Below are 20,370 nucleotides of genomic sequence, written 5' to 3' on the forward strand. Positions count from 1 at the left end.
CCTTCATACAGGACTTTTGCCTTGCCTTCATAAATGCGGCGTCGACGGCTCATTGGGATGTACCGTGTGTTGTTGAAATCCATGAAATTGGTGTGCTCCTTATGACAGATTCGTTCCCGGCGGAGCTGCCGCGAAGGCCGGTAAGGGGAAACAGAACAGGAACCGGGCCTGTCCGCAACCTAGCTGATTGGTCCATCCAGCACAATCGATCTGGCCGTCCGGGCCCAAGTTTTACCCCTCTTGGCTGCGACCTCTGCGCTGTTGTTTTAGCCTTATTGCCCAGATATCTAGGCTCGCGAACCCGCCACCACAACGCCGCGGCCCTCACGGCTTCGGCATAAAGATCGGAACCCCTGACATGAGCAATTTTGACAAGCGCGAGGAAGGTTTCGAGAAGAAGTTCGCGATGGACGAGGAGCAGAAGTTCAAGGCCATGGCGCGCCGCAACCGGCTGCTCGGATTATGGGCCGCCGAAAAGCTGGGGATGTCAGGCGAGGCCGCCACCGCCTACGCCAAGGAAGTGGTCGCCGCCGATTTCGAGCAGCCCGGCGACAATGACGTGGTGCACAAGGTGACGCGGGACCTTGCCGGCAAGGGTATAGCTGTCACCGAGCCGGAGCTGCGGGCCAAGATGGACGAATTGCTGGCGCAGGCCGTCGCGCAGATAAAGGCGGGCACGTAAGGAGGGCCGCCGCACTCGCACCGCGTGTCCCGGACGCGGCTCACGGCATTCTTCATGCGCTGCGCAGAGCGGGACCGTTCCAAGCGCCGGCGTTCGTTACGGCCCCGGCTCTGCGGCGCACCACGCCGCGAAAAGGCGGCGTGCTGCACCGCGTCCGGGGCACGGTGCACAAGCTCGCCCGAGCGGTTCGCCTGGACGACTCGCGGTTAGGACTTACCTCCTTTTCCGCTTGAGTGCCCGCCGCGATGGGCATATAATCTCCCCCATGCCCACTCCCTACATCCGCTCGCAACTCTCCCACGGCCTCGTCCGCCTCCGCGTCACGCCGGACGAGCCCGCCGAAGGCCCGCCCGCGATCGTCGAGCAGCGCCCGCGCGGCTCGCGCCGCCCGCACACCGACGTAACTGTCGCCAAGGTGCGCCAGTTGTTCGAGCACACCGATCTGACCTATACGGAAATCGCGGCGCAGACTGGCGTCACCCCCGGCATCATCACGCACTGGAAGCGCGACGGCGCATGGCAGCGCCCGGCGCACGCGCCGCGCGCCACCGAGATGGTGCCGGACTGGCGCGCCGGCCGCCGCTTGAAACTGCGCAAGCTCGCCGCCCGGCTCGAGGCGCTTGCCGAGCGCTACGCGCGCGAGCTGGAAGCAGCGCCAGATGTCGATGTCGAAGCGCTGATGCAGGCGCTGCAGGTCGTGAACATGGTCCGGCTGGAAGCGATGGGCCACCGTGGCCGCGGCGGCTTCCGGGTCGGCCCGGCGGTCACCGGCGCGTGGACGGCCGCGCGCGACGACGCGATCCGCGCCGCGCTGATCGAAATGCGCCCGAATCTGCCCGCGCGATCCACGTCGGCGCAGCCATCGGCGCTTTCGGAAGGTCGTCGCGGCAAGCCCCTCCACAAATTGGTCCCCCTCGTCTCGCCCTCGGTCTACCGGCTCCGCGTGGCGCCCGACGAGCCCGCCGAGGGCCCGCCGGCGATCACGGAGCAGCGGCCGCGCGGGTCGCGGCGCCCGCACAGCGATATGGTGGTCGCCAAGGTGCGCCACCTGATCGAGCACACCGATCTGAGCTACAAGCAGATCGAGGCGAAGACCGGCGTCAACCGCGGCAGCATCTCGCTGTGGGCGCGGGATGGCGGATGGCAGCGCCCGCCGACCGCGCCGCGCGCCCTCGACACGGCGCCGGACTGGCGCGCCAGCCCGAGATTGAAGCAGCGCAGGCTCGCCATCCGGCTCGAGGCGCTCGCCCATCGCCATGTGCGCGAGCTGGAAGCAGCGCCGCGCGTCGATGTCGAGAGGTTGATGCAGGCGCTGCAGCTTCTGAAGATGGCGCGGCTGCAGGCGATGGGCCGCCGCGGCTGCGGCCACCGCTGGCCCGACCCGCCGGGCAGCGGCGGGTGGAAACTTGCGCGCGACAACGCGATCCACGCCGTGCTGAAAGAAATGCGCCGCGGCGGCGTCGACCTCGACCGCGCGCCGCAAGAAGCGGTGGAGATGCTGATCGAGGCGAACACGCCAGTGGAGGATGGTCCGGCGCTGCGGAAGAGGGGAAGCCGGTCTTGGCGCAACCGGGATCATGCCTGGCTGCGGGAGAAGGAGTGAGGGGGACGGCGGCGCGCGTGGGCCAAAAATATAGAGCTGACGCAACGTGATTGAGTTGATCTCAGGAAACTGGCCCAAATCCGGCTGGGCATGCTAGTTCTGACTTTATGGACGTACACCAATTCATCGACAAATGGGCTCGCGCCGACCGCACCGAGCGGCAGGCGGCGCAGGAGCATTTTATCGATCTTTGCCGGGTTCTCGGCGAGCCGACGCCGAACGAGGCCGCCGATCCCGGCGCGTACAGCTTCGAAAAGGGCGCCTCGAAAATCGACGGCTCGCCCGGCTTCGCCGACGTCTGGAAGCGCGGGCATTTCGGCTGGGAGTACAAGAAGGACCGCGCCAACCTCGATCGCGCCTACCAGCAGCTTCAGCTCTATTCGGTGGCGCTGGAGAATCCGCCCCTTCTGGTGGTCTCCGACACCAAGCGCTTCCGCATCTACACCAATTGGACCAACACGGTTCAGACCAGGCATGAATTCGTGCTGGAGGATCTCGCGCGTAGCGGCACGCGCGAGCTTCTCAAAAACGTCTTCAACCATCCCGACCGGCTGAAGCCGGACAAGACGCGCGAGCAGGTCACCAAGGACGCGGCGAAAGAGTTCACCACCATCGCCGAACGTTTGCGCATGTCGGGCCATGCACCTGAAAAGGTCGCGCATTTCCTCAACCGACTGGTGTTCTGCCTGTTCGCCGAGGATGTGAACCTGCTTGAAAACGATTTGTTCAAGCGCATGCTCGACAACCTCGCCAAGCGCCGCGACAGGGTTGCCGAGCAGTCGCAGCGGATGTTCACAGACCTGTTCCGCGAGATGCGCCGCGGCGGCAACTACGGCCTCGAACACATCCTGCATTTCAACGGCGGCCTGTTCGACGACGACACGGCGCTGCCGCTCGACGCCGACTCGCTCGATATCCTGCGCAATATCGCCAGGCTGGACTGGTCGGCGATCGATCCCTCGATCTTCGGCACGCTGTTTGAACGCTTCCTCGATCCCGACAAGCGCGCGCAGATCGGCGCGCATTACACCGATCCGGAAAAGATCATGATGATCGTCAATCCGGTGATCGTGCGGCCGCTGACGGCGGAGTGGGAGGCGGCCAAGGGAGAGATCGCCGACGTCCTGTCGCGCAGCCGCGGCAAGCCGGGCAAGGCGGTGCTGGACCGCGCCGAAGCGCGGCTCGACACCTTCGTCAGGCGACTCGACGACGTGCGCATCCTCGATCCCGCCTGCGGCTCCGGCAATTTTCTCTATCTCGCGCTGCAATCGCTCAAGGACCTGGAGTATCGCGCCATCGTCGAGGCCGAGGCGATGGGGCTGGCGCGTCGCGTAGTCCATTGCGGCCCGCATAACGTGAAGGGCATCGAAATAAATCCCTATGCCGCTGAGTTGGCCCGCACCGCAATTTGGATCGGAAACATCCAGTGGCTGCGCCGGAACGGCTTCGAGGCGCGCAAGGAGCCGGTGCTGGAGGATTTGAATGCGATCGAGTGCCGCGACGCGCTGGTGACGAAGATGGAAGACGGGAGCTACGAGGAAGCGCAGTGGCCGGACGCGGAGTTTATTGTCGGCAATCCGCCGTTTTTGGGCGACAAAGTCATGATCGCTGGTTTAGGCGAGCGATACGTTGATGGACTTCGTAGCCTTTTCAGTGAGAGAGTTAGAGGCGGTGCGGACCTAGTTATGTATTGGTTCGAAAAGGCTCGAGCCAAGCTAGTTGCCAGGCAATGCAACAGAGTTGGCTTTGTCGCGACTAACTCAATTCGTGCGGGCGCAAATCGAAACATTCTTGAGCACATCAAAGTCGATGCGATCATTTTTGAGGCTTGGAGCGATGAGCCTTGGATTGTTGAAGGCGCGGCCGTTCGAGTTTCGATTGTGTGCTTTTCTACAAGTCAGAACGAGACAATACAGCTTGATGGTGGATTGGTTCCAACCATTAACGCTGACCTTTCGTCCGCTGCTGTCGATCTTACTAAAGCTCTCGTTCTGCCAGAAAATGCGAACATTGGATTCATCGGAACGCAAAAGGGTGGCCCCTTCGAGATTGACGGGCAGATCGCTCGGGAGTGGCTTCGAGCGCCGCTAAATGCAAATGGCAGAAATAATAGTGAGGTAGTTCGTCCCTGGGCAAATGGCATGGATATCGTTCGACGCAGTTCTGACACTTGGATAGTCGATTTCGGAGTCAGCTTGAGCGAGTCGGACTCATCATTCTACGAGTTGCCGTTCGAATACGTGCGGGAAAGAGTTAAACCTCTACGAATGGAGGTTCGTCGCGAAGGACACCGTCGTTATTGGTGGAGGCATGCCGAAGCGCGGCCGGGCATGAGGACCGCGCTAAAGTCACTCAAGCGTTTTTTGGTAACTCCCCGGGTCGCTAAGCATCGCTTATTTGTCTTGCTCAGCAGGGCGGTCGTGCCAGATACCAGGCTCGTTGTTATTGCCCGAGAGGATGACACTTCGCTGGGAGTCTTGCTGTCCAAATTCCATGAGGCATGGAGTTTGCGCACCTGCTCTTGGCATGGTGTTGGCAATGATCCAACATACAATGCAGTATCCTGTTTCGAAACTTTCCCCTTCCCGGAAGGCTTGACGCCGAACATCCCGGCCTCGGCCTACGCCGACAATCCCCACGCTATCGCCATCGCCATCGCAGCGAAACGCCTCGATGAATTGCGCAATGCCTGGCTCAATCCGCCTGATCTCGTCGACATCGTGCCCGAGGTTGTCCCCGGCTATCCCGACCGCATCCTGCCCAAGACCGAGGAAGCCGCCGCGATCCTCAAGAAGCGCACGCTGACCAACCTCTACAACCAGCGCCCGCAGTGGCTTGCCGACGCGCATCGCGATCTCGATGCCGCCGTCGCCGCGGCCTACGGCTGGCCTGCCGACATCTCCGAGGAGGACGCGCTGGCGAAGCTGCTTGAGCTTAACCTTTCACGCGCCAGCGCGGGGGCGGCAGCGGCGCGCGACGATAGTGACGATGGAGACGCGGACACGCCTGGGCAGGCAACGGCGCCCCGCCTCACCCGCGCGGAGTTCGCCAAGATCAGCGAAGTCGAAGGGCTCCGGCTGAGCAAACCGATGCAGCAGGCTTTTGCGGATTTCGACCGCCGCGGACTGTCTGCTGAAGAACGGCGTCAGGCGATCATCGATCGCTTCAAACACACCGCCAAGTGAGATGTACGATGCGACGGACGATCCCTACTGCTACGAGGGCACGTCAGTCCTGAAAAACCGTCTGGGTCTTCAGTCGCAGGACCAATTGACGGAATTCGAACACGCGATCTCGTCGCAACGTGCCGAAGAGCCCCTGCCGGCCGGCAATCTCGATCAACGGCATTACTGCGCGCTCCATCGGCACCTCTATCAGGATGTCTACGATTGGGCCGGCGAGCTGCGCACCGTGCGGACATCGAAGGGCGGCAGCATGTTCTGCTATCCGGAGAACATTGCCGCGCAGCTAGCGAAGCTGTTCAGAGACCTTGCCGCGGCCAAACAATTCACTGAGCTCGACTCCGATGGATTTGCTCGTGCGGCGGCACACTTTCTCGCCGAATTGAATGCGATCCATCCTTTCCGGGAAGGAAACGGACGGACCCAACTCACGTTTCTGAAGCTGATCGCAACGGCGGCGGGTCACAGCATGGAATTCGGCCGCCTCGACGCGCCCGCAATGCTGCAAGCGATGATCGCGAGCTTCAGCGGAGATGAGGAACCGTTGGCTCGCCTCATTCGACAACTTATTTGACGGATCTGGTTTATATGCGCCCGGTCGCCGCCACAGCGAGCGTAGCCCGGATCAGCGCAGCGACATCCGGGCCGGCATCTTCCCGCATAATCGCTGCGCTCATGCGGGCTACCTGCTGAGCAAGGCGGACATTCGCAGCAATTTGCTCGAGCGTCCCGGAACAAGTAGCCGGCCGGTCGTTGCTTCTGCAGTCCTTCGGGCTATGATTTCAGATCGCCGGATTGCCGAAACCGAGGACGGATTCAGGACCTTCATGCGAACGGTCAATAAGTTCGGCGGCGGTGAGCTATTTGAAGTCATGCCTCGCACCATGGTGACCAATTTATAAAGGAATGTTCTGACCGAATCCGGCGCGCGTAAACGCCCCTACCGAATCCATGCCGCTCATCGCGATCTTGACGCGATCGCCCTTGGGTTGGCGACGCACTCCATCGCGATGTCGAAATCCTTTCTCCAGCACGATGCCCTCGCCGTCGCCGCCCTCCCCCCGCTCACCGCCCCTCACCCTGCCACCACGCTGATCCGCGCCGCCGCGCGCGAGCGCGGTTTTGCGCGGATGACGATTTCGAGGTCCTGGTCCAGCGCGTTGAGCAGCATCAGCCGCTCCCCGAAAAACCCTCGAGCCTGTAGTTGCGCAGCTCCTCACCCCACCCAATTCTCCACCCTCACACCCCCGACCCGCCTGAATTCCTGCACGTTGGCCGTGACGATGGTCGCGTCCAGCGCGCGGGCGTGGGCGGCGATCAGCAGGTCGTTGCCGCCGATCGGGGTGCCGGCCGCTTCCAACTGCGCGCGGATCGCGCCGTAGTCGGCGTCGGCCGGCGCCTCGAAGGGCAGCACGGCGATTTCACCCAGCAGATCCTCGACCGCCTTGCGCAGTTTTGTCGAGCCGCTCTTTTCGCAGCCGTAGCGCAACTCGGCCGCGACGACGATGCTGGTGCAGATGTTGTCTTCGCCGGCTTTCGCGATCCGGCGCGCGGCCTTGCCTTGCGGGTTTCGGATCAGCTCGGACAGGATGTTGGTGTCCAGCAAATAGCGCGTCACAGCGCGCGCTCCGGCGCCGGGACGGGATCGTCTACTTTCGGAAATTCCTCGTCGAGCGGCGTCATCGACTTCAGCAGGGCGATCAGGCCGCGCTTGCGCACGGGCTCGATCACCAGACGATCGCCGTCGCGGTGCATGATGGCCTCATCGCCCGGCAGTTCGAATTCCACGGGGATGCGGACCGCCTGGTTGCGGCCGTTGCGAAACAATCGGACCGGTCTGGAATCGGACATGCACCGCCTCTTGGCATATGGCACGAACATATGCCAACGTGAACGGCTGCGCAAGGCCGCGCTGTCGGTCATCGTCAGCTTCATTGAACCCGCCCCCGCCGATGCATCATCCTATGTGTGGAGGCTCACAGATGGCAGCAAATCTCTCCATCGACCCCGACCTGCCCGACGCGCACTGGAAGTGAGCGGCGAACGCACCAAGAAGGCCGCCGTGACCAAGGCCTTGCAGGAATTCATCGCACGCCGGCGGCAGAAGCGTCTGCTGGAGCTGATCGGCAAGCTCGAATGGGACGAGGCTTACGACTACAAAGCGGAGCGCCGGCGCGCGTGAGCCTGCTGGTGGACACCAGCGTCTGGTCGCTGGCGCCGCCGCGGCGCGCTGGCATTCCTGAACTCCGGGGCGTATATTTTCTCTAGATTTGGCGGCGGTTTCGGATGTCGGTTTTCGTGTATCGATCAGGTCTCGCATTGGTGCTGGCGGCGCTCTGTCTTGCGGGGCGAACGGCCTGCGCCCAGACCGCGGCTGTAACCTATTCAAGCTGGCCGATCGGCTTTTATAGCAACCTGACCGTCGGCCAGGGCTCGAATAGTTACGGCAGCTTCGCAGGCTTCGACGGCAGCGACGCGCGAGGCGGCTTTTCCACCATGCGCACTCATTTTCCGAACGGCTGGTTTGTCGGCGGCGGGGCCGGCGGCATGGGGTTGCCCATGAACGGCGTCAACCAGGCCGGCGCGTTCGGCGGCTTGCTTACGACCGAAGGCGTGCAGGTCGGCTACAACTTCCAGAACGGCTTGCCCCTCACGGTCTATGCCGGTTTCGACACGCTGAAATACACACCCGGCATTGGCAGCCCGTTCGCTCCCTTCGACACCGCGCCCGGCACGCTGCCCGGCTATCGCGCGCATGCCGGCGTCGAATTCTCACCCGCACCGAATGTCAGCCTGTCACTCGGGTTCGGCTACACGCAAGCGCCGGCGCGCATCGATGGCGAACTCAATTCGCTTGTGCTGCCCGGCGCTGCTCCGTTCGGCCGCCGCTGACGCGCGCCAATGGCCGCGGACATGGCGGCGCGGATAACCGGAATAGGTTGTGAAGCCATGCCTTGACCATCACCGACGGAGAGCCGCATGAACTACGAGGCGATCAACTTCGCCGGGAAATTCGCATTGTTCAACGAGCCATGGCAGCCGAAGGTGGTGATCGAACTTACTCAAAAACACCGATGCTGAAATGCTTGAACGCAGCTCCGCACACCAGGGGGACTTTTATCCTATTCATGGATTGTTAATTCACGCATGATTACTTGGGGATCTGTCATAGATTGAGGAAACCTGTCTGTGGTGGTCCGGTGATTTTAAGTTGTACGGCGTCTCCCTTGGCGGAACAGCAAGCATCGCGGTCCGATTCAACCAATTCCGACCCAGAATCGGCAGTAACGTTGCGTGACGGGCGGGCGGCCATGAAGGCTGTCGTTGACGAGATATTCAGCCGTCTGGTGTCGGCGGCACGAGAATGGCCCGGGGTCTACGCGGTAGAATCCCTGGCCGGGGTGGCGCTCGGCTTTGGCGAGGCATCCATCACCGATCCTTCCTTCACGAAGTTGCTATACAAACATCGGCTGATTACCACGCCTGACACTCCGGTGCGAAGGGAGCAGATCGCAGGAGGAGCCGACGGCCTTACGGCTTCGATCGTAGGTTCCAGTTTTTGCTGGGAACGCGGCGATATACGTCTCGTCTGCCCGTACCAATAAGGTTCCAACAAAGTTTCGACCGGCGCGGCGCCCGCGCGCTGTTTGCGCTCGGACAATTCCAAGCCCGCGCACAGCATCTGGTTGCCATTTTGCGTAGATTGTTTGACAGGCACACGCGAAACGTGTTGTCTTTATGGTTGTTTCCGGTAGTCGGCAGCGATCGCAATGCCCATCGAAGTAAGCGAACTGAAAGAAATCGAAGGGTTTCGGGCAGTTCTGATCAATCTCTCGGATGGCGTGACGGATTCGACTCTTGATCTTGATCTGGTAGCAAAATACCTGCACGAGATCTCGACGACATCCGGCGACCGGAAATCGGCGCATTTTCACAACTTGCTTCGGCTGAAGATGATGAACATCGTCTTTGCTGACATTGACCGTTATCAACGTCTGGCCAGCCTTTCCAAACCCAGCGGAACACAGCTTGCCACCTTCAGAGGGCTCAACAGCCTGGCCATGCTTATCGAATCGCATAAGGACCTGAAGGAAAGCTTGGCCGACGACGGAGCTTTGCTCGCGGATAACTACAACACCAGCGATCCCTCTGCGGACGTATCCGCCGACGAATGCCGGCAATTGGCCAAGTCGATCAACCGGGTTTGCAGTCAGACCGAGGAATTTTTTCTCGCACTCGGCACGCCCGGCGGTCGAAAACGGCTCGTTTGGTTCACCGATCTGGCCAACTTGACAGGCCGCTTCGGAGCGCTGCCTGAAATAAATGGCGATGCCTATGCGTATGAGTTAAGAAATTGGCTCGGGCTGGGCCATGTGAATTTCGGTGAACACTTGTTTGGATTTATTTCCACCGCCAAGGACGTCTGCGGGACCGAGTTGGCGCGCCCGACAGTGTTCGATGGAATCGACAATCTGTGGTTCAAGCATCTGCGCGGCGCGGGTTCTTACGACGACGATGCCGGTCGAGCGCTAAATCTCGACAGCCTGCAAACGCCGGCTGGTCCGTTCGACGGCGGTTGGGAAGCGGTGACGCCCGGCCCGAAGTTCAGCGGGCAGTTCAAGTGCCATTACATCGGCAGGATCACCCCGCCAGCTACCGTCAGGACCGCGGACAGATACGACGAAGAACTGGTACTGCGGGCTCTGCTGAGCAGCGCCTCCACAGCGCGAAGCTTTGATGACGTGGTGACTGGGCTCGGGGCCCGGATTCCATGATCGGCATGCGAGAGTTGATCGACGCCGCCCAGTCCTGGAGCCGCCAGGACTATCTGGAGTGGCTGAGCAGCGGTTTTTTTGAGCTGGCGGACCCTTCGGAGGACGGGCTGCCCTTTCATCCCCTTTTCATAGTCCCCACGCAGGAGCCACTTGGGCAGCTTCATCAAGCCGTAAAGCTCGCCCCAGGGCGCATCCGCGGCGCGATCCACGCCGCCTTGCGGGACTTGCTCTCCGCCCTGACGCCGGAGCGATCGGCGCGCTATTGCGATCTTGCCTGGCGGTTGGCGGCCGGGCTGCGTCCTCCGGGAGGTCTTACCGACCAAGCGCGCCACCTGCTTTCGTTTCCGGAAGTTGAGGAGCCGGTCTGGCTCGAATGCGTCAGGTCCGTGCTTCGCGCAGTTCTCGGGTATGCGAAGACGCCGGAAATCGAGGAATTTATCGAGGATTTCCGCGCTTCACGCCACTGGCGTCACGAATTCGCCTGGAGCTACGGACAGTACATCGCGCGGCGCGATGCCCGTCGTTGGCTGGAGTTCATGAAGGCTTTCGAAAGCGATTTGTCCGCGGATCGCGAAGCCTCCCCTTCAGGCTATCGACGACGTCTGCGCGCGCTAGCCTGCGCTGTGGGGGCTGCACATATCGCGCCACAATATATGGCGATGCAAGAATCGGGGGTGCCCTGGTTTCTTTTCGAAGACCTCACCGCCGAACCTGACCCCATCATGCGGCTAAAGCATGGAGGTTTGGTTCTCGGCATCGCAGTCGGTTCCACAAGAGCCGAATTGACCTCTCCGATGGAGGCTGACGACAGTGTTCGTTTGAAGCTGTTCAAAACGATTGGCGACAGCTTTGGAGGGCATGCCGAGGCGGAGCGTGTGCTGTTTGAACGGGCCAAGCATATTCCCGGCTGGCCTACGGCGCGTCCCGCCGCGCAAGGACAATCAAATTGACGGGATTGGGAGCAGCTGAAGCGTATCTGGACGATGCGAAGCATCTTCGCGCCGCCATGAACAGTAATCGTGACGACAGCACATTCGCAGACGGCGGCGGCCGTACCGTTTACATCGTCGACGCAAACATCGTGCTGCTGTTCATCAAACCGAGCAAACACATTCATCTTCTACGCCCATTTCAACGCTGGCTGGAAGGGCCGGTACTGGTGACGAATTCCACCTTGATGGCTGAATTTGTCTTCTCCGGTAACCTGCCCGGTCAATCTGGCCCCATCTACATGTCGAAGCCGCACTTCGAGGAAGTCATCTACAATTCCGAGAAGATTCAGAACGACGTCGCGAAAAGCATTGCTGCGACCGGGCCCATCGTCGCGGAGTCATTCGATGTTCAGCAATTGACGACGATACTGAGAGACACGTCGGCGACTCCGGAAACCAAGGTGGAGGCGCTTACAAGCAAACTGCCGCCCGAGATTACGCGGCTGGTGCAGGAGGAGGGCGAGTGGGCCGCAGGGGTTCAATTCAAGCGCCTGTTCCAGCAGCCGCAGATCGTTCGCCGCATCGACAGCGCGGAATGGTTCGAGCTCGCATTCGATCCCGACCCCAACCACATACTGGAGTGGTACAAGCGGTTACTGCCCTTCAGGACAGAGAAGACTTCGACACCGAAAGCCACAAAGGGCAGGCTTCATGACGGCGGCGGAAATCCCGCCTCGATGATCAAGCTTTACAATGACGCTTCAACCTTGGCCACGCTCGAACTGCTCAGCCGCAGCACTCCGGAGCAATCGGAAGACACCCGCTATCTGCTGATTACGGCAGATCGCGCAATCAGGCAGGCCGTAGACGAATTCGTCAAGTCTCCGGCGGGAGCCGGCCTTCGCGACTTTACCCGCCATGTCCGCGAGTTTACGCCGTTGCTGAACCTGTCGGCGATAGCCGAGCCGGACGCCGCAAGATTTCAGGACCGCAAAGATATATTCGAGAAAATAAGGCTCGCTCTTGATGAGCTGCTTCTTGAAGCCGACAAAGGGAATTCCGCGCTGCAGGGAACGCATCACCCGCAGCTCAGGCGAATCACGGAAGACGAAGTTTCCAAGAAAATCGAGGGCCTGAAGCAACACTGGTCTGATTCCGCGGCGATTGCCGCCAGTCTCGCCTTGCCGCTTATAAGGCCGCGATATGGCGCATATTTCGATGCGCTCGCCGAGGCGCTGACCGACCGTGAAGTTGTTGGTGACGTATTGGGAGGCCTGCTTAATATATTTACGGATCTGCGCCAGTTGCACGCGCAAATGACGTTTCAAGGCAGTTTGATAAGCGCCCGCCAGGCTGCCCGAAGTCACGCCACCAAGAGCAAGGCCAAGCTTCGTCCCCGCGCACCCATGATGCTGATCGATATCGATTTCAGCCCCTTCATCGGCAACGAGTCGCATGACCAATATTTGGGGAGGGTGGCGCGCGGCGAGATTCCGGACTACCCGCTTTCGGATTATCCGGAGAACGCGGAGATCGGGTTCAAGCATCTGTTCCACGCCTGGCTGTTGACGGCGGTCGAACTTTGGCCGCAGGGGCGCGCGCATTCCGGACTCGCGGTTCGTTCTTACGAGCGTGACAATCCTTTGTCACCGATCCTGGACGAAGCGCTGTATTGTCACGCGGTGACGGGCCGATTTACCATGGCATCGGCGCGCGACTATCGGGTTGGCATCGATTTGCTGGGCAAGGCATTAGAAAGAACGAACCGGCACACCCAAATCGGCATTGCCCGGTATGCACGGGCGCTGTCGGAGCGAGCCGCGCATCGCCTGTTTGCCCTTCAGCATAGCTACTACGCCCGGAAATATCTGGCGACCTCCCGCGGTAATGAGTTCTTTTCGGACCCAAAAATAGGCGCCATTCTGGCTGAGGGTGAAATGAAAGTGGAATTCGGGCTGGCGATCGCAGACCTCAGAGCGGTGGAACGCGATTGGATCGAGGATCATGAACCCTATCTCAAATCGGAAAAGCTGAAGGTGTTCTCACATGAGCTTAAACTGCAGGTCTACTCGAATATCGCCAGCGCCTGGGTTTTTCGGGACGACGTATCAGGCACGTTGAGCTTGCCCGACGCCGGATCGGATCGAGCTGATGATTTGGCGCAACTGAACCAGGTCATTGACGATGACGTCAAACAATACGGCTCGGAGAACAAGGTGGCGATTTTGAACCAGGCGCTGCTGGCGGCAGCCGAAGCGGCGGGGGACGTGCGGGAACATGCAACGCGACACGCCATCTCCCTGCTGCAGAATTCCCTTGAGGCCAGCAAAAGAGCGCGTGACCCGCTAAATTTCATCGAGCGCCTGGAATGCGAAGCTCAGCTTGATCGACTAAGAGCAGGCGTAACGGCTGCTTGAGCGGGAAGGCACGAAGAAAAAACGATGGTTGAAAGAACGGGCGAGCGGTTGGTTGGTCTCGCAGGTGAATATTACGGCAGATGCGACAAATCGTTCGGCGGTCGATAAGGTGGCTGCACCCTCTTTACGTCTTTTGATCGGGTGCGCTGCCTGCAGCGGCCTCGGGGTCAAAAACAGTCGCATTCTGCCAAAGTGCGGTAATTTGCCGGTCGTAGTTGTAGAACAAACCGTTTGGCTTTTTCTCCAATCTGAAGCCTGGGCATTGATCCCCGGCCGACGAATAGCAGTTAAGTTCGATCAAAAGAAATCCGTGCCCTTCGCCGCGATCGACCGCAATGCTACCGAACGTCGGAACAACATCGAACAAACGAAGCGCGACCTTGCCGCTTGAACGATGCTTGGCGGTAAAAGCCAGGACGGTGTTGTACGCTCCCGTCAGATTATCAACCAGGTCGCCGGCACTTAGACTGTCGTTCAGCAGTTGGGCGGAAGGGCCGGGAAGGTTGAAGATGAGGAATTGGACTGCACAGCCCCGTGCAATGGCCTCCTCCAGATAGGTACGGTATTCGTTGATGATCGTGTAGAGTCCCAAACCCACGAACATTATCTCGGTGCGTGCGTCGCGGATCAGGAACGGCAGCCTTACACGCTCAGTCTTCCTGGCGCGGCTTTCATAAATCTCGACTATCCCGAGACGCTTGGCATCGGTATCAACGACTTCCGCGAGCTCGGCCTTGACCTGGTCCAGGAGCTCACGACGAAGCAAATGCTCATAGACAAAGCCAACAATACCGGCGGATGCGCCGGCGATGCCGACCTCGGTCACAAAAAGTCTGGTCCAGTGACCCTCGGCGGTCAATCCGTGAGCAAGGGCGATTACAACGAATCCGCTCAGCATAATGACAAGGCTCAGCGACCACGTGAAGCGTTTTAGAAGCGATGACGTCGACATAACAGCATCTCCCGATGCGCTCCAACTCCGCGCGCAATGAGCGGGTTAAGCATCGCTGAAATTGCACACACGCGCAAGCGCACGGGGGTTCGAAATCGGAAGCTGCTGTCATTCCATGTCAGATGTGGATCGACGGCACCGAGCTCCTCTGGAGAAAGCAACGCTATGCTTGGCATTCTTTCTTGCACCATCGTTCGTCGACTGCATGGCTACAGGTGCTTCCGCTACGCCACCCGCGCCTCGTCGAACTTCGGTGGACAAGAGGCTTTGGCGGGCCGGTTGCTCACTTCGTTCGGCTGAAGCGGCGCCCCGGCGAAAATCTCAATTCGTTGTCGCCAGAGCCTATCATCGGCCCGGCTAGGGCCGGACCTGGTGGCGCGGGCGACAAACCTGTGGCATCACCCCTCCTTGAAGCCGTATTCCGGGACGTTGCCGCTGGCGCCGTAATATTTGTAGGGCAGGAATTTGCCGCTCATCGTGATCTTGACGCGGTCGCCCTTCGGGCTGGCGACGCGCTCGATGGCCATGTCGAAATCGATCGCCGACATGATGCCGTCGCCGAATTCCTCCTCGATCAGCGCCTTCCAGGCCGGACCGTTGACCATCACCATCTCGTAGAAGCGATAGATCAGCGGATCGGTCGGCGGCATCGGGGTGCCCTGCCCGCGCATCGGCACCTCGCCCAGCATCGCGGTTTCGGATGGCGTGAGGCCGAACAGTTCGCCGGCGTTGGCGGCCTGCGGTTTTGTCAGCTTCATCTGGCCGAGGATGGCGCCTACGATCAGCACCTCCGAATAGCCGCCGATGTTGTCGCAGATGTGCTTCCAGCTCCACGCCTTCTCGCGCTTGATGTCGAGCAGCTTTTCGGTGAGGTCGGATCGTTTCATGGTTGCGTCTCCTGTTACAAATTCTCCGTCATGCGCGGGCTTGACCCGCGCATCCACGTCTTTCTGTTGCGCTCAAGACGTGGATGGCCGGGACATCTGCGTGAAGACGCGCTTCGCGCTTTAGCCCGGCCATGACGCCTGGTTGAAGTCCTCGCGCGCCGGATTCGACGACGCGACGATGATGGGCTCAGTCAATCCGATCCGCACCGCCGGCACGTTGCGCGGGTCGTGATCGGTAACCGTGCTGGTGAACGTCCTGCTGCGCATCACCAGGAAATCGATGATGTGGTTGCGCAACGCGTAATAATGCGGGTGGCGATGCAGGTCGATGCGGCCGCGGTGCTTGGGCAGCGGATTTTCCACGATCTCCGCCAGCACCGCGCCGGGGCCGTTGGTCATCAGGAAAATTTTGTCGGCAAGATAAATCGCTTCGTCGACGTCGTGGGTGATCATGAACGCGGTCTGCCCGGTGGTAAGGCAAATGCGGCGGACCTCGTCCTGCAGCGTGCCGCGCGTCAGCGCGTCGAGCGCCGAGAACGGCTCGTCCATCAGCATGATCTTTGGCGTGATGCTGAGCGCACGCGCGATGCCGACGCGCTGCTTCATGCCGCCCGACAGTTCCGACGGCCGCTTGTGCTCGGCGCCGGTGAGGCCGACCAGATCGATGAATTTCTGCGCATGCGCCTTGACTTTTGCGCGGTCCCAGCTGCGCCATTTCGAGGTCACCGCGTAGGACACGTTGCCGAGCACCGTGCGCCACGGCAGCAGCGCGTGGCTCTGGAAGATCACCGCGCGGTCGAGGCTGGTGCCTTCGATGGCCTCGCCGTCGACGATGACGGCGCCTTCGCTGGGCGCATCGAGCCCGGCCAGGATGTTGAGCACCGTGGTCTTGCCGCAGCCGGAATGCCCGATCACGCAGGCGAACTCGCCGCGCGCCATCGCCAGCCACAGATTCTCGAACACCGCGATCCCGCCGCCATCGGCGCCGGGATAGCGCTTGGCAATCGCCTCGATGGAAATGAACTTGCCGGTCACCGCCTCACTCCGGAAACGTGACCATGCGCGCAAACCGCGCCAGCACCTGGTCCAGCAGCATCCCCACCACCCCGATCACCAGGATAGCTATAATCACATTCGTGATCGATAAATTATTCCATTCGTTCCAGACGAAGTAACCGATGCCGGTGCCGCCGACCAGCATTTCGGCCGCGACGATGACGAGCCAGGCAATGCCGATCGAAATCCTCATGCCGGTCAGAATCGTCGGCGCCGCCGCGGGCAGGATCACGGTGAAGGCGCGCCTGACGGTGCCGACTTCCAGCGTGCGCGCGACGTTGATCCATTCCTTGCGCACGGCCGACACGCCGAACGCGGTGTTGAGCAGCATCGGCCACACCGAGCAGATGAAGATCACGAAGATCGCCGACAGCCCGGAATCCTTGATGGTGTAGAGCGCCAGCGGCATCCAGGCCAGCGGCGAGATCGGTTTCAGGATCTGGATGAAAGGATCCAGGGCCTTGTTGATCAGCGGCGACATGCCGATCAGGAAGCCGAGCGGGATCGCGACGATCACCGCAAGCAGATAGCCTAAGCCGACGCGGGCGATGGAATAGCCGAGCTGGATGCCGAGGCCCTTGTCGTTCGGCCCGTTGTCATAGAACGGCCTTCTCAGGTGCTCCCACAGTTTTGCGCCGACATCGACCGGCCCGGGCATCGCGGATTTGCCCTGCGTCGCCGTCAGCCCCATCAGTTTTGCGTATTCCGGCGTCATGGTGGCGACCGCGCCGGTGCCGCGGGTCGCGATGTGCCAGCTGCCTAAGAAGGCAAGAAGCAGCACGACCGAGACCATGGCCGCGCGAAAACGGAGGGAGGAAGTCATGCGATGTCTCCACCCTCCCCTGGAGGGGGAGGGTCGGCTGCGAAGCAGCCGGGGTGGGGTGACGGCGGTGCGTTCACTCCCTCCCGCCGACGCTTCGCGTCGTCGACCTCCCCCCTGCAGGGGGAGATGAAGAAAGGTCGCCTCACGACGCCTTCCTGATCTTGAAACTGTTGAGATAGTCTTCCGGCTTTGCCGGATCGAAGGTCTTGCCCATTACCGCAAAGCTCTTCGTGGTCGTGGTCGGCGGCGCAAGGCCCGCTTCCTTCATCAGCCTGGTCGCGTCGGTGGCGAGATAGACCTGCGCGGCGATGCCGGCGTAATCCACGTCGCCCTTGACCTGGCCCCAGCGTTTCATCTGGGTCATGATCCAGATCGCGAAGGACTGCCACGGGAACGGGTCGAAATCGACGCGGTTCGGCTGGGTGACGATATTGCCGAGGCCGTCGGCAAAGATGCCGGTGAGAATCTGCTCGAGCACGATCTGCGGCTGGTTCAGGTAATTCGCCGGCGCGATGGCTTCGGCGATCTGCTTGCGGTTCTCCGCCTTGTGCGCGAACGCGGTGGCCTCGATGATCGATTTCAGCAACGCGCCATAGGTGTTCGGCATGCTGGTGACGAATTCCTTGGATGCCGCGAAGGCGCAGCACGGATGGCCTTCCCAGATATCTTTCGTCAGGATGTGAATAAAACCGACGCCGTCATAGACCGCGCGCTGGTTCATCGGGTCGGGGCCCAGAAATCCGTCGATATTGTCGGCGCGCAGGTTGGCGACCATTTCCGGCGGCGGCACGGCGCGGATCTGCACGTCGAGGTCGGGATCGAGGCCGTGTTCGGCGAGATAATAGCGCAGCAGGTAATTGTGCATCGAATAGTCGAACGGCACCGCGAACTTGAAACCCTTCCAATCCCTGGGGTCGCGCTTGTCCTTGTGTTTGACGGCGAGCGTGATCGCCTGGCCGTTGATGTTCTCCACCGCCGGCATGGTGTAGGGCAGCGGATTGGAGCCGACCCCCATGGTGATGGCGAGCGGCATCGGCGAGAGCATGTGCGCGGCGTCGTATTCCTTGTTGATGGTCTTGTCGCGGATCACAGCCCAGCCCGCGGTATTGATGACTTCGACGTTGAGTCCGTTCTTCGAATAAAACCCCATCGGCGCCGCCATGATGATCGGCGTCGCACAGGTGATCGGGATGAAACCGATCTTGAGGTCCTTCTTCTCCAGCGGCCCGCCTTCCGCAAACGCTTCGGTCGCGGTGTTGAGTGGAAAGAATTGCGACAGCGCCGCGGCGGCGGTCGCAGCCCCCACCGATTTCAGGAACGCGCGGCGCGCGGCGTCGCGCGGAAACATCGCGCGCATCACCGTCGAGGCGACCACGCCCTCATAGCGCTTCTGCTCGCTCTCGAACTGCGCCTGAATCTGCAGTGGCGCCGCGGCGTGATGCTCGGCTTCGCTGACATGCAGGCCGCAGCTGCAACCGCCGGCGTGAAGCCTGCGGTTGGGATCGAACGGGTTGTCGAAGGTGGACATCGATTGCTCCTTGGCCGGCGTGCTGTCGCCGCCTGCAAAAAGTGCAATCGCTGTGCCACGCAGCGCGGCACTGACAGAATGTCGCAACTCGAATGGTTGGGCAGCTGACGCCGCCTCTCCCGCAGCCTTGCAGGCTCGGTGATTGTATACAGGGGCGCACAAAGCAGCAGAGGCTGCTGGAATTTTGAGCAGCAGGCGCACAGGAATCATCGGGTACAGCGTGAAGGCATAGCTACGCCCGCCCTGCAACTTGCTATTGCATTATCCCGCCGATAGGACTACATTCTTCGGATGGTCACTCCCTACATCCGCTCGCAACTCTCTTCCGGCCTCGTCCGCCTCCGGGTGACGCCGGATGAACCCGCCAAGGGCCCTCCCGCGATCGTCGAGCAGCGGCCGCGCGGCTCGCGGATGCCGCACAGCGACCTAATAGTCGCAAAGGTGCGCCATTTGATCGAGAACACCGCTCTCAGCTACAGGGAAATTGCGGCGAAGACCGACGTCAGCACCTGCGCCGTATCGCGCTGGACGCGCGACTTCGCATGGCAGCGCCCGCCGCACGCGCCGCGCGCCTCGGACATGGTGCCGGACTGGCGCGCCGGACGCCGGCTAAAACTGCGCAAGCTTGCCGGCCGGCTGCTGGCGCTTACCGAGCGTCATGTGCGCGAACTGGAAGCGGCGCCGCGCGTCGATGTCGAGGCCTTGATGCAGGGGCTGCAGGTGCTGAAGATGGCACGGCTGGAAGCCATCGGCGGCCATCGCCGCCGCGGCCCTCGCGGCTCCGGCGGCTGTTGGACCGGCCCCGCGGTCAGCAGCGCATGGATCACCGAGCGCGACAACGCGATCCGCAGGGCGCTGAAGGAAATGCAGCGCGGCGGCGTCGACATCGACCGCGCGCCGAAAGAGGCGCTGGATCTGGTGATCGACGCCAACACGCCGGTGGAGGATTTTCGGCAGCCGCGGCGGGGGGGAAGGAAACCGCGACCGCGTAACACGTAACCTCGCAGCCCGGATGAAGCGGCAGCGAAATCCGGGTTGCGCAAGAGAGAGACCCGGATTTCGCCAAGAGGCTTCATCCGGGCTACGTCGCCTTCTCACCTCTCCCCGAAGGGGAGAGGTCGAAGCCGAGCGCCAGCGAAGGCTTCGGGTGAGGGGACTCTCCACGCACTGGGACTCGCGGCGAGGCCCCTCACCCGCCGCGCATCTGACGATGCGCGTCGACCTCTCCCCTGCGGGGAGAGGTGACTTGAAACGGCGACCGCGTAACACGTAACCTCGCAGCCCGGATGAAGCGGCGAAATCCGGGTTGCGCAAGAGAGAGACCCGGATTTCGCCAAGAGGCTTTATCCGGGCTACGTCGCCTTCTCACCTCTCCCCGAAGGGGAGAGGTCGAAGCCGGAGCGCCAGCGAAGGCTTCGGGTGAGGGGTCTCTCCACGCACTTGGCCTAGCGGAGAGGCCCCCGCCGCGCATCTGGCGATGCGCGTCGACCTCTCCCCTGCGGGGAGAGGTGGCTGAGCGGCTGTTGCGCCTCA

The 20,370-nt window shown here is 61.4% G+C and carries 19 protein-coding genes and 1 pseudogene; 12 read left to right on the plus strand and 8 right to left on the minus strand.

Annotated elements, in window-relative coordinates; translation table 11 throughout:
- A pseudogene (locus tag VGP39_RS07520) lies at nt 1-83 on the minus strand (phosphoribosylaminoimidazolesuccinocarboxamide synthase); the annotation flags it as partial.
- A gap of 275 nt (nt 84-358) precedes the next feature.
- Here VGP39_RS07520 and VGP39_RS07525 point away from each other — a divergent pair.
- The 5 genes from VGP39_RS07525 to VGP39_RS07545 all read left to right on the plus strand — a co-directional run bounded on the left by VGP39_RS07525 (nt 359) and on the right by VGP39_RS07545 (nt 6,369).
- A complete protein-coding gene (locus VGP39_RS07525) occupies nt 359-682 on the plus strand; it encodes a DUF1476 domain-containing protein (protein ID WP_327567477.1) in 324 nt (107 codons plus the stop codon).
- Between the two features lie 265 nt (nt 683-947).
- Nucleotides 948-2,285, plus strand: a complete 1,338-nt coding sequence (locus VGP39_RS07530) for a hypothetical protein (protein WP_327567478.1) — start codon at nt 948-950, stop codon at nt 2,283-2,285.
- Nucleotides 2,286-2,392: 107 nt separating this feature from the next.
- Nucleotides 2,393-5,470, plus strand: coding sequence for a class I SAM-dependent DNA methyltransferase (locus VGP39_RS07535; RefSeq protein WP_327567479.1), 3,078 nt, complete (start codon nt 2,393-2,395; stop codon nt 5,468-5,470).
- Nucleotide 5,471: 1 nt separating this feature from the next.
- On the plus strand, nt 5,472-6,041 hold the full coding sequence (locus tag VGP39_RS07540; protein ID WP_327567480.1) for a Fic/DOC family protein: 570 nt from the start codon (nt 5,472-5,474) through the stop codon (nt 6,039-6,041).
- Complete coding sequence (locus tag VGP39_RS07545; protein WP_327567481.1) at nt 6,001-6,369, plus strand: DUF6339 family protein; 369 nt, start codon at nt 6,001-6,003, stop codon at nt 6,367-6,369. The genes VGP39_RS07540 and VGP39_RS07545 overlap by 41 nt, the downstream gene beginning before the upstream one ends.
- 314 nt (nt 6,370-6,683) lie before the next feature.
- Here the strand turns inward: VGP39_RS07545 and VGP39_RS07550 are convergent, their stop codons facing one another.
- On the minus strand, nt 6,684-7,085 hold the full coding sequence (locus tag VGP39_RS07550) for a type II toxin-antitoxin system VapC family toxin (RefSeq protein ID WP_327567482.1): 402 nt from the start codon (nt 7,083-7,085) through the stop codon (nt 6,684-6,686).
- A complete protein-coding gene (locus VGP39_RS07555) occupies nt 7,082-7,318 on the minus strand; it encodes an antitoxin (protein WP_327567483.1) in 237 nt (78 codons plus the stop codon). Before VGP39_RS07555 ends, VGP39_RS07550 begins: the two co-directional genes overlap by 4 nt.
- Here VGP39_RS07555 and VGP39_RS07560 point away from each other — a divergent pair.
- From VGP39_RS07560 to VGP39_RS07585, 6 genes are all read left to right on the plus strand, one after another.
- On the plus strand, nt 7,317-7,649 hold the full coding sequence (locus VGP39_RS07560; RefSeq protein WP_327567484.1) for a type II toxin-antitoxin system VapB family antitoxin: 333 nt from the start codon (nt 7,317-7,319) through the stop codon (nt 7,647-7,649). The two genes, VGP39_RS07555 and VGP39_RS07560, sit on opposite strands and share 2 nt — an antisense overlap.
- 104 nt (nt 7,650-7,753) lie before the next feature.
- A complete protein-coding gene (locus VGP39_RS07565) occupies nt 7,754-8,359 on the plus strand; it encodes a hypothetical protein (RefSeq protein WP_327567485.1) in 606 nt (201 codons plus the stop codon).
- 419 nt (nt 8,360-8,778) lie between these two features.
- Nucleotides 8,779-9,072: a hypothetical protein gene (locus VGP39_RS07570; RefSeq protein WP_327567486.1), complete on the plus strand. Its 294-nt coding sequence runs from the start codon at nt 8,779-8,781 to the stop codon at nt 9,070-9,072.
- 165 nt (nt 9,073-9,237) lie between these two features.
- Complete coding sequence (locus tag VGP39_RS07575) at nt 9,238-10,242, plus strand: hypothetical protein (protein WP_327567487.1); 1,005 nt, start codon at nt 9,238-9,240, stop codon at nt 10,240-10,242.
- Entirely contained in the window at nt 10,239-11,192 is a 954-nt protein-coding gene (locus VGP39_RS07580) for a hypothetical protein (protein ID WP_327567488.1), read from the plus strand. Before VGP39_RS07575 ends, VGP39_RS07580 begins: the two co-directional genes overlap by 4 nt.
- Nucleotides 11,189-13,591, plus strand: coding sequence for a hypothetical protein (locus VGP39_RS07585; protein ID WP_327567489.1), 2,403 nt, complete (start codon nt 11,189-11,191; stop codon nt 13,589-13,591). The genes VGP39_RS07580 and VGP39_RS07585 overlap by 4 nt, the downstream gene beginning before the upstream one ends.
- 124 nt (nt 13,592-13,715) lie before the next feature.
- Here VGP39_RS07585 and VGP39_RS07590 read toward each other — a convergent pair whose 3' ends face one another.
- The 5 genes from VGP39_RS07590 to VGP39_RS07610 form a co-directional block, all read right to left on the minus strand.
- On the minus strand, nt 13,716-14,543 hold the full coding sequence (locus VGP39_RS07590; protein ID WP_327567490.1) for a hypothetical protein: 828 nt from the start codon (nt 14,541-14,543) through the stop codon (nt 13,716-13,718).
- Between the two features lie 398 nt (nt 14,544-14,941).
- On the minus strand, nt 14,942-15,430 hold the full coding sequence (cynS, locus tag VGP39_RS07595; RefSeq protein ID WP_327567491.1) for a cyanase: 489 nt from the start codon (nt 15,428-15,430) through the stop codon (nt 14,942-14,944).
- Between the two features lie 120 nt (nt 15,431-15,550).
- Nucleotides 15,551-16,465: an ABC transporter ATP-binding protein gene (locus tag VGP39_RS07600; protein ID WP_327567492.1), complete on the minus strand. Its 915-nt coding sequence runs from the start codon at nt 16,463-16,465 to the stop codon at nt 15,551-15,553.
- A 4-nt stretch (nt 16,466-16,469) separates the two neighbouring features.
- Nucleotides 16,470-17,309 (minus strand): nitrate ABC transporter permease, encoded by an 840-nt coding sequence (ntrB, locus tag VGP39_RS07605; RefSeq protein WP_327567493.1) that lies wholly within the window; start codon nt 17,307-17,309, stop codon nt 16,470-16,472.
- A 142-nt stretch (nt 17,310-17,451) separates the two neighbouring features.
- Nucleotides 17,452-18,837: a CmpA/NrtA family ABC transporter substrate-binding protein gene (locus tag VGP39_RS07610; RefSeq protein WP_327567494.1), complete on the minus strand. Its 1,386-nt coding sequence runs from the start codon at nt 18,835-18,837 to the stop codon at nt 17,452-17,454.
- 291 nt (nt 18,838-19,128) lie between these two features.
- On the opposite strand from VGP39_RS07610, the gene VGP39_RS07615 reads away from it, so the two are divergent.
- Nucleotides 19,129-19,836: a hypothetical protein gene (locus VGP39_RS07615; RefSeq protein ID WP_327567495.1), complete on the plus strand. Its 708-nt coding sequence runs from the start codon at nt 19,129-19,131 to the stop codon at nt 19,834-19,836.
- The last annotated feature ends 534 nt before the right edge of the window (nt 19,837-20,370 follow it).

The organism is Bradyrhizobium sp. (assembly GCF_036009065.1).
Lineage (GTDB): Bacteria > Pseudomonadota > Alphaproteobacteria > Rhizobiales > Xanthobacteraceae > Bradyrhizobium.